Annotated in this window: 9 protein-coding genes and 1 pseudogene; 6 read left to right on the top strand and 4 right to left on the bottom strand. The window is 73.1% G+C overall.

The features are described from left to right. Positions 1-22 precede the first annotated feature (22 nt). A complete protein-coding gene (locus tag ACFUNE_RS18835; protein WP_383568756.1) occupies positions 23-796 on the bottom strand; it encodes a glycerophosphodiester phosphodiesterase family protein in 774 nt (257 codons plus the stop codon). After that, positions 793-1,461: a YitT family protein gene (locus ACFUNE_RS18830; protein ID WP_383568754.1), complete on the bottom strand. Its 669-nt coding sequence runs from the start codon at positions 1,459-1,461 to the stop codon at positions 793-795. The genes ACFUNE_RS18835 and ACFUNE_RS18830 overlap by 4 nt, the downstream gene beginning before the upstream one ends. Positions 1,462-1,562: 101 nt before the next feature. On the opposite strand from ACFUNE_RS18830, the gene ACFUNE_RS18825 reads away from it, so the two are divergent. Continuing rightward, positions 1,563-3,062: a PLP-dependent aminotransferase family protein gene (locus ACFUNE_RS18825; protein WP_383568751.1), complete on the top strand. Its 1,500-nt coding sequence runs from the start codon at positions 1,563-1,565 to the stop codon at positions 3,060-3,062. 42 nt (positions 3,063-3,104) lie between these two features. On the opposite strand, the gene ACFUNE_RS18820 is transcribed toward ACFUNE_RS18825, so the two are convergent. Both ACFUNE_RS18820 and ACFUNE_RS18815 read right to left on the bottom strand, forming a co-directional pair. Then, positions 3,105-4,706 carry a hypothetical protein gene (locus tag ACFUNE_RS18820; protein ID WP_383568749.1) on the bottom strand — a complete coding sequence of 534 codons (1,602 nt, stop codon included), beginning with the start codon at positions 4,704-4,706 and terminating at the stop codon, positions 3,105-3,107. 37 nt (positions 4,707-4,743) lie between these two features. Beyond that, the gene (locus ACFUNE_RS18815; RefSeq protein ID WP_056787333.1) at positions 4,744-4,938 is read right to left on the bottom strand and encodes a hypothetical protein; all 195 of its coding nucleotides are present in this window, start codon (positions 4,936-4,938) and stop codon (positions 4,744-4,746) included. A 326-nt stretch (positions 4,939-5,264) separates the two neighbouring features. Here ACFUNE_RS18815 and ACFUNE_RS18810 point away from each other — a divergent pair, with 326 nt between their 5' ends. The 5 genes and pseudogenes from ACFUNE_RS18810 (at position 5,265) to ACFUNE_RS18790 (ending at position 12,945) form a co-directional block, all read left to right on the top strand. After that, a complete protein-coding gene (locus ACFUNE_RS18810; RefSeq protein WP_383568746.1) occupies positions 5,265-5,657 on the top strand; it encodes an ankyrin repeat domain-containing protein in 393 nt (130 codons plus the stop codon). Positions 5,658-5,899: 242 nt separating this feature from the next. Beyond that, positions 5,900-7,318 carry a HEAT repeat domain-containing protein gene (locus ACFUNE_RS18805; RefSeq protein ID WP_383568744.1) on the top strand — a complete coding sequence of 473 codons (1,419 nt, stop codon included), beginning with the start codon at positions 5,900-5,902 and terminating at the stop codon, positions 7,316-7,318. A gap of 145 nt (positions 7,319-7,463) precedes the next feature. Then, positions 7,464-7,640: pseudogene (locus ACFUNE_RS18800) on the top strand (glycosyl transferase); the annotation flags it as partial. A 103-nt stretch (positions 7,641-7,743) separates the two neighbouring features. Next, positions 7,744-11,361 (top strand): hydantoinase B/oxoprolinase family protein, encoded by a 3,618-nt coding sequence (locus ACFUNE_RS18795; RefSeq protein WP_383568741.1) that lies wholly within the window; start codon positions 7,744-7,746, stop codon positions 11,359-11,361. Between the two features lie 57 nt (positions 11,362-11,418). After that, positions 11,419-12,945 (top strand): hypothetical protein, encoded by a 1,527-nt coding sequence (locus ACFUNE_RS18790; protein ID WP_383568738.1) that lies wholly within the window; start codon positions 11,419-11,421, stop codon positions 12,943-12,945. The last annotated feature ends 40 nt before the right edge of the window (positions 12,946-12,985 follow it).

Genomic DNA, 12,985 nt, shown 5'->3' with positions numbered 1-12,985 from the left:
ACGGACGCGGCCGGTTCCGGCGTCAGGCCCAGGCCCCCCGCTCGCTCAGCACCGTGCGCAGCGTCTCGATGTGATCGGTCATGATGCCATCCACCCCGAGGTCCAGGAGCGCGGCCATCCGATCCGGTTCGTTGACCGTCCAGACGTGGACCTGCAGGCCGCGCGTGTGCGCCGCGCGCACGAAGCTCCGGTCGACGACGCGGATGCCGTTCTGGCTCTCCGGGACCTGCGCGCAGACCGCGCCCGCCCGGAGCGCCGCTGGTATGCCGTACGACCGCAGCCTCAGGGCGAGCACCCCGCGCACCCCGTAGGAGGTCGCCAGGCGCGGGCCCGCGAGGCGGTGGGCCCGCGCCACCCGCCTCTCCGAGAAGGAGCCCACGCACACCCGGTCCCAGGCGCCGGTCCTGCGGATCAGGCCGATGAGCGGGGTGAGGGCGGGCTCCGCCTTGATGTCCACGTTCCAGCGGGCGTCCGGGAACTCCTCCAGCAGCTCCTCGAAGAGCGGCAGCGGCTCGCTGCCCGCCACCCGCGCCCGGCGCACCTCGCTCCACGGCAGCTCCGCTATCCGGCCCCGGGAGTCCGTCACCCGGTCCAGGGTCGGGTCGTGGAAGGCGACCAGGCGGCCGTCCGACGTGGCGTGCACATCGGTCTCGAAGTAGCGGTAGCCGGCGCCGGCCGCGCGCCGGAACGCGGCCGCGGTGTTCTCCACCCCGTCCGCCGCCCCGCCCCGGTGGGCGAAGGGGATCGTCGAGGGATGGTCCAGATAGGGGTGGCGCCCCGGAGTCGCTGCGTTCACCGCGGAAGTATCGCCCCTCCGGGTGTCCGCCCGGCAACGGGCACCGTGCGGGCCCCGGGCGCGGGGAGGTCGAAGAAACGCAGGAAGAACTGGGCGAGCGGGCCGATGGCCAGGGCGTAGAGGACCGTGCCGACGCCCAGCGACCCGCCGAGCAGGAAGCCGGTCAGGACCACGGCGACCTCGATCGCCGTACGCACCACCCGGATGGAGCGGCCGGTGAGCCGGTTCAGGCCCGTCATCAGGCCGTCGCGCGGCCCCGGGCCGAAGCGTGCGGAGATGTACAGACCCGTGGCGACTCCGTTGAGCACGATGCCCGCGGCCATCAAGGGGATCTGCGCGCCGAGGCCGTGCACGTCCGGGATCAGGGCGAGCGTGCCGTCCATCGCGACACCGACCGCGAAGACGTTGGAGACGGTGCCGAGCCCCGGGCGCTGCCTGATGGGGATCCACAGGAGCAGGACGACCGCCCCGACGATGATCGAGACGACCCCGATGGAGATACCGGCCCGCTCCGAGAGTCCCTGGTGCAGCACCCCCCAGGGTTCGAGCCCCAGCCCGGCGCGTACCAGGAGCGCCGAGCTCGCTCCGTAGAGGGCCAGGCCCACGTACAGATGGGTCAGCCGCCGGGTGAGCCGGGTGCCGCTCCGGGCGGTGCTGTCGGACAAGTGGTGCCCCCTGTGTGGTGGTAGTGGACTGCTGCATGTCACTCTGTGGCGGGGGATTGGCCGCAAACTACGGCCAATCCGAGAAAGGTGGACTGATTTACATGGCCCAGTGGACTTCGACCGTCGGCGCGGCGCAGCTCGCCCGTCAGCTCCAGGGCCAGCAGGCGCGTCCCCTGCCGCCGGGCGTACGCAAGCCTCCCGCCTACCGCGCCCTCGCCGACGGTGTGCGCCTCCTCGTCCTGGAGGGCCGGGTCCCGGTCGCCGCGCGCCTGCCCGCCGAGCGGGAGCTCGCGCTCGCGCTGTCCCTCAGCCGGACCACCGTCGCCGCGGCGTACGAGGCGCTACGGGCGGAGGGCTTCCTGGAGTCGCGCCGCGGGGCCGGCAGCTGGACCGCGGTCCCCGCGGGCAACCCGCTGCCCGCCCGAGGTCTCGAACCCCTGCCCCCGGAGTCGCTCGGCTCGATGATCGACCTGGGCTGCGCCTCTCTGCCGGCCCCGGAGCCCTGGCTGACCCGGGCCGTCCAGGGCGCGCTGGAGGAGCTGCCGCCGTACGCCCACACCCACGGCGACTACCCGGCCGGTCTCCCCGCGCTGCGGCAGATGATCGCGGACCGCTACACCGGGAACGGCATCCCCACGATGCCCGAGCAGATCATGGTCACCACGGGGGCGATGGGCGCCATCGACGCGATCTGCCACCTCTTCGCCGGGCGCGGCGAACGCATCGCCGTGGAGTCCCCGAGCTACGCCAACATCCTCCAGCTCATGCGGGAGGCGGGCGCCAGGCTGGTGCCCGTGGCGATGGAGGAGGGCCTCGGCGGCTGGGACATGAACCGCTGGCGCCAGGTCCTGCGGGACGCGGCGCCGAGGCTGGCCTATGTCGTCGCGGACTTCCACAACCCCACCGGGGCGCTGGCCGACGAGCAGCAGCGCCGCGCCCTCGTCGAGGCCGCCCGGTCGGCGGGCACGGTCCTGGTGGTCGACGAGACCATGCACGAGCTGCACCTGGACGCGGACGTCGAGATGCCGCGCAGGGTCTGCGCGTTCGACCCGGCCGGCAGCACCGTCCTGACCGTCGGATCGGCGAGCAAGGCCTTCTGGGCGGGCATGCGCATCGGCTGGGTGCGGGCGGCGCCGGACGTCATCCGGAGCCTGGTCGCGGCACGCGCCTACGCGGACATGGGGACCCCCGTGCTGGAGCAGCTCGCCATCAACTGGCTGCTGCGGACGGGCGGCTGGGAGCAGGCCGTGGCCATCCGGCGTGAGCAGGCGAGGGAGAACAGGGACGACCTGGTGCGGGCGCTGCGCCGGGAGCTGCCGACGTGGGAGTTCGAGGTCCCGCGAGGCGGTCTCACCCTCTGGGTCCGCACCGGCGGGCTCTCCGGATCCCGGCTGGCCGTGGCGGGCGAGCGGGTCGGCGTACGCGTCCCCTCGGGGCCCCGGTTCGGCGTCGACGGGGCCTTCGAGGGCTATGTGCGACTGCCCTTCACCGTGGGCGGCCCGGTGGCGGACGAGGCGGCGCTGCGGCTCGCCGCGGCGGCCGGACTGGTCGGTTCCGGGGCGAGCGCGGGTGCCGAGGCGCCCCGGACCTTCGTGGCCTGAGGCGTCCGGGGCGCACCGGCCGGGGCCGGTGCGCCCCGGAGGTCACCCCTCGGCGGCGGCGGGAGCCCCGACCAGGGGTTCGCCGGGCACGGGCGGGAGTTCTCCGCCGGCCTGGGCCTCTGCCCGTTCCACCACCGGGGCGCCACCGGGCAGCAGGTCGAGCACCGCCCGCCGGTGCGCCTCGCTCGTGGCCTCGTCGTAGGGGTCCGGGGTGGCCGGTACCTGGAGCCGCAGCACCTCCCCGGTGCCCAGCCGGGTGTAGCCGCGGCCGGGCGGGACGTCCTGGGTGGGTGTGGTGTGCGGCCGGGTGCCCAGGACCGACTCGACCTGCTCCCGGTCCGCCGGGCCGAGGACGACCCGGGCCCTGGTGTGGGTCCGCACGGTCTCGGTGAGGGCGTCCAGGCTGTCGAACTGGTCCGCCACCACGACCGTCACGCCGGCGGCACGACCGTGCCGCAGCGGCACCTGGAGGTGCTCCTGCGGGTCCTGCCGCCCGTCGGCGGCCGCCAGGTGCCCGAGCGCGCTCGGGCGGTCCAGCAGGATCCAGAGAGGCCGCTTGATGTCCTCGGGCTCGGGATGCCCGGCCTGGCGGGCACGGTTGGCGGCGATGAGCCGCCGCTCGGTCTCGTGCGCGGCCCATTCGAGCGTCGCGAGCGCGCCGGCCAGCCCGCACTCCACGGCCAGCACGCCGTCGCGGCCGGTCAGGAACCCGTACTCGCCGGTGCCGCCGCCCTCCACGACGAGGACGTCGCCGTGCTGGAGGGCCTGCAGGGCGAGGGAGCGCATCAGTGTCGTGGTGCCGCTGCCGGGGTGCCCGGCGATCAGCAGATGGGGTTCCGTCGAACGGGCGCCGGTCCGCCAGATCACCGGAGAGGCGTCACGCGTCGCGTCCCCGTCCTGGACCGGGACGGTGCGGCGGACCGCGTCGGCGTCGGTGAAGCCCAGCACGGTCTCGCCGGGCGCGGTGACGAAGCGCTGGGCGGCGATGGTGGTGGGGAGTGCGGCGAGCACGGTCATGAGGAGGTGGTTGCCCTCCTCGTCCCATGCGAAGTGGTACTCGCGGCCCCGGCCGGACTTGGCGTGGAGCACCTGCTCGACCCGTTCCCGTGACGCGGGGTCGCCGTCGGTGAAGTAGGCCGGGTAGGTCACCTGGAGCCGGGTGAGGCGGCCGTCGCCGTCGAAGACGTACGAGGTGCCGAAGGCCTTCTCCCAGTCGCCTCCGTGGGAGAAGAGCGGACCGGGGTCGTCGGCCACCGAGAAGTGCGGAACCAGCGCCTCGTACAGCGCCCGGAGCCGTGCGGTCTCCGCCTCGTCGGGGCCGGTCTTCGCGGGGGAGCGGTCGCGCCCCCGCCATGCGGCGGCGCCCATCACCGAGACGAGGGCCAGCAGGGGCCCGTAGGGGATGAGCGCCAGCGCCAGCACGCAGGCCGCGACGAGGAACAGCACGTGTCCGCGCCGGTCCCTGGGCGTCGCGGCCCACTTCTGCCGCCCCGCTCCCGCCAGCAGCCGCAGTCCACGGGTGACCGTGATCAGCGGGTGGAGGACGTCGGTGGCGTTGTCGGCGGCCGTGCGCGCGATCTCCCGGCTGCGGGTGATCGAAGCGCTGCCGCCCGTGAGGATGCGGGGGAGTGGTCGCCGGGCCACGTCGGTCTCCTGAAGAGGTGGGAGCGGATTCGGAGCGTCAGAACTTGATTCCGCCGAGCATGCTGGCGAGGCTCGCCCCGCCGGCCGTGATGCTCGGGGCGATGGCGGTGCCGGCCAGGTAGAAGCCGAACAGGGCGCAGATGAGTCCGTGGGAGGCCTTGAGTCCGTCCTTCTTGAAGAAGAGGAAGGCGATGATGCCGAGCAGGACCACGCCGGAGATGGAGAGGATCATGAGCGGTTCTCCTGGTTGAGGGGACAGTCACCATGAGTACTTCCAGGATCACAAGATGTACCTATACGATAAAAGGTGCAACTGAGTGAATACCGTTTTATTTCACTCGACCGGTGGGCGAGAAGTCGTTGCCAGGGAGCTTCCTGGGTCCCCGCGGACCCTGCCCCCACCGGAGAACGACGCCGTGGCCGTGATCTTCCGCCGCCGCTGGGCAGGCTGACGACTGCCCCGGAGCAGTACCCTGTCGATTCACTCGTACGGCCCTCCCGCCGTACCTCCCACCAGGTCGGTAACGGCTACAAAGGCAATGGAAGGCGGTCCGTCCGATGAGCGAAACCCCCGATCCCGAGGTGGTCGAGCTGGCGACCAAGGTCTTCGACCTGGCCCGCCGCGGCGAGAGCGGCACGCTCGCCGCCTACGTCGACGCGGGAGTCCCCGCGAACCTCACCAACGACCGGGGCGACTCCCTGCTGATGCTCGCCGCTTACCACGGGCACGCGCCCGCGGTGACCGCTCTCGCGGACCGCGGTGCCGACCCGGACCGGGCCAACGACCGGGGGCAGACCCCGTTGGCCGGAGCCGTCTTCAAGGGGGAGCGCGAGGTGATCGACGCGCTGCTCGCCGCAGGGGCCGATCCTGCCGCCGGGACACCCTCCGCCGTGGACACCGCGCGCATGTTCGGCAAGGACGACCTGCTGGAACTCTTCGGTGCGCGCTGAGACGCCGCCCGGACCGCCGGCGGGCCGTTGCGCCGTAAATGTGGTCGCGTCGGCGAAATGGCTGGGTCATCATGACGTCGCGGGTCCGTTCCGGACCACCGACGAGAGGCAGAGGAAGATGAGCACCAGGCAGAAGACGGCAGTCGGCCGATCATGTTGCTGCGCGGCCTAGGGGATGTCACCCCGGCACATGGAACAGCACAGTCCCGGTTGCGTCGACAGCTTGATGTGAGGCTTTCCCCATGTTCGATCCGTTCATAGCGCCGAGCGGCACGCTGCTCGGCCTGCTGCAGAGGGGCCGCGGAGACGGCACGCTTCACGCGCTCGCCGCCCCCCGTCCCGAGGCGCTCGCGGCTCTCAACCACTGCGTCCTGAGCGATCCGCGTCACGACTGGCAAGTCGAGAACCGCTCCCTCTACTACGCGCGCCTGTACCTCGATCTCGACGGCGGCACCGAGGAGATCGAGCGCCACCTGTGGGATGCCGAGGACCACCTCGACACCGACGACTCACGCACGGGCCTCGCGCTCGCCGTGCTCGGGCACCTCGCCTCCTACGGGCGCGACGACGCCCTCGTGCTCCTGCGCCGTTACGCCGCGACCGGGGCCAACTGGGCATGGGCGCTCGACGAGCTGGCCCTGCGCGACGACGACGCGGGGCTGCGCTCCCTCGCCGACGCGGTGCTCGACCGGTTCCCCGCCACCACGGAGGGCTCGGCCGACCTGGCCGCCGCCGTGCGCGACGCCTTCGAGCCCCGTCCCTGGCGGCTCTGGGCCGACGACCCGCGCGAAGCGGTCGGCGGCCGGGTGAGGGCGGCCTCGGAGCAGGGCTCCTTCGACCGATGGCAGCGGCAGATGCGGCCGGGCGGACCACGGCCCGGGTGGAGCGTGCAGGCCGTCTTCGACTGGGCCCAGGAGGGACTGGAGCGCGGCAGCGCGCTCCACGTCCCCGCGGCCCGCTGCCTCTCGGCCGTCGCGGGGGCCGAGGACCGCCCCCTGATCGTCGAGGCCGCCCGCAGCGGATCCGAGGGCGCGCGCTGCGCCGCCCTGCACTATCTGGCCGAGGTCCGCGACCCCGCCGTGCTCGACCTCGTCGAGCAGGCCGCGGTGGGCCCGTCCCGTACCGTCGCCGAGGCGGCCGTGGCCGCCTTCGAGCGCATGTGCGGGGACGCGGCGGTCGACCGTGCCCGGCGCTGGGCCCACCGGCCCGACGCCCTGGGAGCCTCGGCGGCCGGGGTGCTGGCCTGCCGCGGTACCGCCCAGGACGCGTCGCTCGTCCTCGCCGCGCTGCGCGAGGCGGTCAGGGGCGAGGGCCCCGACGCCCCGCGCCTGTGGACCCTCGTCGACGGCACGGGCCGGCTGGGCATCGCCTGCGCCGCACCCGTACTGCGCCACGTGTACCGGGAGACGTCCTCCTCGCACCTGCGGGGCAGGGCCGCCCGGGCACTGGCCGCCACCGACCCGTCCTTCGCCAGCGGATTCGCCGTCGAATGCCTCTGGGACTGCGAGGAGACCACCCGGGAACTGGCCGCGCACCACGCGGAGACCGGTGACATCCGGGTCGCCGAACGGCTGAGGCGGCTCGCCGCCGACCCCGCCGAGGAGGCCGAGGTCCAGACCGCTGTACGCAGCCGGATCGGACCCGACACACCCGCTGTCTGAACCGGCGCTCCGACGACACGAGGAGCCCGGACGCCGCGCGCCGGGGGCGCGCGGCGCACACGCTCATAGGACGTTCCCCGGGCGAAAAGAGCCAAGTCGACAAGGGAACACCCGGCGCGGTGACAACACCCGTACGCGTGTCGCCATCGTCACCGAATCCTTCCCGCCCGACGTCAACGGTGTGGCCCACCGCACCCTCCGGACGGCGCGGCACCTCGTCGCCCGCGTTCACCAGCCGCTCGTCATGGCCCCGGCCGGGGCGACGGGCTCCGCCGACTCCTCGTACACGGACGATCCCTGCCCCGTGGTGCGCGTCCCCTCGCCGGGCTCGGCGCCCGGGCCGACGACGCGCCGTGCGGGGCACTGGACGCTCTGCCCCGTACGCCGCATCTGCGGGGGTCCGTCCCCGACGCCAGAATGGAGGGATGACCGGACGCTGGGAGTTCTGGATCGACCGCGGCGGCACCTTCACCGACGTGGTGGGACGCGACCCCGGCGGCCGGCTGGTCTCCCGGAAACTGCTGTCGCACGACCCGGACCGCTACCGCGACGCCGCCGTCGCCGGGATCCGGCTGCTGCTCGGCCTCGGCCCTCGCGACCCGGTTCCCGCCGACCGGGTCGCCGACGTCAAGATGGGCACGACCGTAGCCACCAACGCCCTCCTCGAACGCCGGGGGGAGCCGACGGTCCTGGTCATCACCGAGGGCTTCCGGGACGCCCTGCGGATCGCGTACCAGAACCGGCCGCGCCTCTTCGACCGCCGCATCCTCCTCCCCGAGGCCGTGTACGACCGCGTCATCGAGGTACCGGAACGCACCGACGCCCGGGGCGGGGTCGTGAAGCGCCTCGACCGTGCCGTCGTGGCGGAGCGGCTGAGGGAGGCCGCCGAGGACGGCCTCCGCAGCGCGGCCGTCGTGCTCATGCACGGCTACCGCCACCCGGACCACGAGCGGGACGTCGCGGAGGAAGCCAGGGAGGCGGGCTTCACCCAGGTCAGCTGCTCGCACGAGGTCAGCCCACTGATCAAGCTCGTACCACGCGGCGACACGACCGTCGTCGACGCCTACCTCTCGCCGATCCTGCGCCGGTACGTCGAGGAGGTGGCCGGTGAACTCGCGGGGATCCGCCTCATGTTCATGCAGTCCAACGGAGGGCTGCGCGAGGCCGCGCACTTCCGGGGCAAGGACGCGGTGCTCTCCGGCCCCGCCGGGGGCGTCGTCGGCATGGTGCGCACATCGGAGCAGGCGGGCCACGACCGGGTCATCGGCTTCGACATGGGCGGCACGTCCACCGATGTCTCCCACTACGCGGGGGAGTTCGAGCGCGAGCTCGGCACGCAGGTGGCGGGGGTGCGGATGAGCGCGCCCATGATGAGCATCCACACCGTGGCGGCGGGCGGCGGTTCCGTCCTGCACTTCGACGGCCGCCGCTACCGGGTCGGCCCCGACTCGGCCGGGGCCGACCCCGGCCCCGCCTGCTACCGGCGGGGCGGGCCGCTGACCGTCACCGACGCCAACGTGATGCTCGGGCGCATCCGCCCGGAGCACTTCCCCGCCGTCTTCGGACCCGCGGGCGACCTGCCGATCGACGCCGCGCTCGTGGCGGAACGCTTCGAGGAGCTCGCCGATGAGGTGTCGGCCGCCACAGGACTCCGGCGGACAGCCGCTGAGGTGGCCGCCGGCTTCCTGGAGATCGCCGTGCTGAACATGGCGAACGCCGTCAAGAAGATCTCCGTCCAGCGGGGGCACGACATCACGCGCTACGCGCTCACCGGTTTCGGCGGCGCGGGAGGACAGCACGTCTGCGCAGTCGCCGACGCCCTGGGCATCGACACCGTTCTCGTACCGCCGCTCGCCGGCGTGCTCTCCGCGTACGGGATCGGTCTCGCCGACGCCACCGCGATGCGCGAGCAGTCCGTCGAGGCCCGGTTGGACGAGAGCACCGGAGTCCGGGTGGGCGGCATCTGCGACGGCCTCGCCGAGCGCACCCGTGCAGAACTCCGGGCCGACGGCATCCCCGACGGCGCCATCGGCACCCGGGCGCGGATCCTTCTGCGCTACGAGGGGACGGACGCCGCCCTGCCCGTCGCCCACGGCCCCGTCGCCGCCATGACCGAGGAGTTCACCGAGGTCCACCGGGCCCGGTACGGATTCACGGCGGACAAGCCCCTGGTGGTCGAGGCCGTCTCCGTGGAAGCCACCGGAGCGGCAGGACCGCACACCCCGCCCCGGGCGGTGGCGGGTGCGAGGGACGGACCGCTCCGGCCCCTGGGCACCGTCACGATGTTCACCAGGGGCGACCGGCGGGACGCCGGTCTGTACCGCCGCGAGGCACTGCGCACCGAGGACACCGTCACCGGCCCCGCGGTCGTCGCCGAGGACGATGCCACCACCGTCGTCGACCCCGGCTGGCAGGCCACGGCGGGGCCTGCCGGACACCTCGTGCTGCACCGGGCCGACCCGAGACCCGAACGAACCGCCGTAGGCACCCGGGTGGACCCGGTCATGCTCGAGGTGTTCAACAACCTGTTCATGTCGATCGCCGAACAGATGGGCGTGCGACTGGAGAACACGGCGCACTCCGTCAACATCAAGGAGCGGCTGGACTTCTCGTGCGCGCTGTTCGACGCGGACGGCAACCTGGTGGCCAACGCCCCCCACATCCCGGTCCACCTGGGCTCGATGGGGGAGTCCATCAAGGAGGTGCTGCGGCGCAACGGGAACTCCCTGCGCCCCGGGGACGTGTACGCCGTCAACGACCCCTACCACGGCGGTACGCATCTGCCCGACGTGACCGTCGTGACCCCCGTGTTCGACGTCGACGAGCCCATGGACGGGCGGGAGCCCGTGCTCCGCTTCCTGGTCGCGTCACGCGGCCACCACGCCGAGATCGGCGGCATCACCCCCGGCTCGATGCCCGCCTTCAGCCGTACGGTCGACGAGGAAGGCGTCCTCTTCGACAACTGGCTGCTGGTGCGCGACGGAACCCTCCGCGAGGAGGAGACCCGGAGCCTGCTCACCACCGCCGCGCACCCCTCGCGCGACCCGGACACCAACCTCGCCGACCTGCGCGCCCAGATCGCCGCCAACGAGAAAGGCATCACGGAACTGCGACGCATGACCCGGCAGTTCGGGCAGGACGTCGTCGAGGCGTACATGGGCCACGTCCAGGACAACGCGGAGGAGTCCGTCCGCCGGATCGTGGCCGGTCTGCGCGACGGCTCCTGCCGCTACGAGACCGACGACGGGGCCGTCATCGCGGTGCGCGTGACCGTGGACCGCGACGCACGGCGTGCCGTCCTCGACTTCGAGGGCACCTCCCCGCAGCAGCCCGGCAACTTCAACGCGCCCACCTCCGTGGTCATGGCCGCCGTCCTCTACGTGTTCCGGACCCTCGTCGAGGAGGACATCCCGCTGAACAGCGGCTGCCTGAAGCCCTTGGACATCCGCGTCCCGGAGGGATCGATGCTGGCCCCGGTCCATCCGGCCGCGACCGTCGCCGGCAACGTCGAGACGTCCCAGGCCGTGACCGGCGCCCTCTACGCGGCCCTGGGCGTCCAGGCCGAGGGGTCCGGCACCATGAACAACCTCACCTTCGGCAACGACCGGGTCCAGTACTACGAGACGGTCGCGAGCGGTTCCGGCGCCGGTGACGGCTTCGACGGGGCGGACGCCGTGCAGACCCACATGACCAACTCGCGGCTCACCGACCCCGAGGTCCTGGAGTGGCGCTACCCGGTGCTGCTGGAGAGCTTCGGTGTACGGGAGGACAGCGGCGGCCCGGGCCGGTGGCACGGCGGAAACGGGGTGGAACGCAGGCTCCGCTTCCTGGAACCCGTCACCGTGGCCCTCCTCTCGGGACACCGCAGGGTCCCCCCGTACGGCATGGCGGGGGGCGGCACCGGAGCCCTCGGCGAGCAGTACGTCGAACGCGCGCGCGGGGCGTCGGTCACCCCGCTCGAAGGGTGCGACACCGCTGAGCTGGAGGCCGGGGACGTCCTGGTGCTGCGCACCCCCGGAGGCGGCGGTTACGGGCGTCCGTGACCGGTCGCTTCTGCGCCGTTTCGACCGTTGTCGGTGTGAGGACCTAATCTGTGCAGCGTGACTTCGCCTGCCGACACCCACACCGCTGCGCCGCAGCTCAGCGCGGGGCCCAGGCCCGCTCCGGGCCCCGCCGCCGATGAGGGGCTCTCGCGTCGGCTGCGCGCGCTCGCCTGCACCGCTCCGCTGCACGACCTCGACGTGCGCAAGGCCAATCTGGCGGGCGAGTACACGGTCTACGCGATGGCCGAGGTCGCCCTCGCCGCGATCGACCTCGTCACCCTCAACATGGACTTCGACACGGGCGCCGACCACGACCAGATAGTGGCCAGGCTCCTCCCGCGGGTCGCGGCCCAGGCGCCGCGCCGGCCCGTCACCGAGCACGAACGGGTCGCGCGCTGGGTCCTGGAGAACCTGATCAACGTCGGGAGCGTGGACCGCGGCTTCCGCGCGGTGTACGGCACCTTCGGCCCCGACGGCGTCTACGTCCGCAGGGACTACGACTTCAAGCTCATCGAGGAAGTCCCCGGGCACGGCGGCAGCGTCTACCTCCGCGCCACCGACGAGGCGGTCAACGTCCTCGTCGGCGCCCTCGACACGGACGTCACCAGCGCCCAGATCGCCGCCGAGGTGAAGCTGGAGGTCCTCATCAGCAGGGGCCGCCTCGCCGACGCGCAGCTCGCCGCCGAGCAGGCCCGCTACCGCACCGTGCAGTACGCCGAGACGCTTCGCAGGACGCTGGAGGCGACCCGGCGCAACGTCCGCGCCGTCGACTGGCTCAAGGCCGTCCCCGACATGATCGACGAAGCGCTGGACCACGTCGCCGACCGCTACCGCCACGAGAACGCGATCCTCACCAACATCCGCAAGGCCAGGGACGAGGCGGAGGAACCCGAGAACAAGCGCCGTGCCGCCGAGCTCGTCGACATCGTCAAGGACTGCATCCGCCGACACACCCAGCTCCAGTCGAGACTGCTGGAGGCGGGGCCGCTCTTCCGCGCCGAGCAGGACCGGCAGGCCTTCGCCGCCCCTGCCGCGCAGGCGGGCCTCGACCTGTACGGACAGCTCGTCGTCCCCCTGCTGCCGCTCCCCGTCGAGCAGGCCACCCGGGCCACCGACGCGTTCTTCGCACACGGCACCGGGCTGCGCACGCCCACCTCGGTCCGGGTCGGCGACCTCGTCGACCTGCTGCTGATGCCCCCGGTGGAGCGGGAGCACCTGGGCGCCGAGATGCCCGAGCCCGACCTCATCGCCACCCCGGACGACAGCCGGTTCAGCGAGGAGCAGCTCGGACACGCCATGGAGTTGCTCGATCTGGAGCACGACGCCCCCCGCCGACTCTCCGGACTCCTCGCCGAGGCCCGGCTGCGCGATCCCGAGCTGCCCTACCTGGTCGCCCTGCTCGCCGTCCACGCGGCGAGCCCGCCGGTCGGTACGGCCTACCGCCAGGGCGAACGCAGACTGCTCTTCGCCGTCGACGACGGCACCCCGCTCGAGGACCACGAATTCGGCGGGGCCGACCTGATAGTGGGCATGGCCCTGCTGGACGCGGCGGGCATGGCCGCGGACCGCAAGGACGCCTCGTGAGCGTCCACGGCCCGACCGACCGTCCGCTGCCGCCCGGGAG

The organism is Streptomyces sp. NPDC057287 (genome assembly GCF_042667905.1).
Lineage (GTDB): Bacteria > Actinomycetota > Actinomycetes > Streptomycetales > Streptomycetaceae > Streptomyces.
The sequence above is the reverse complement of the archived record's forward strand: the minus strand, read 5'-3'. Positions and strand labels throughout refer to the sequence as shown.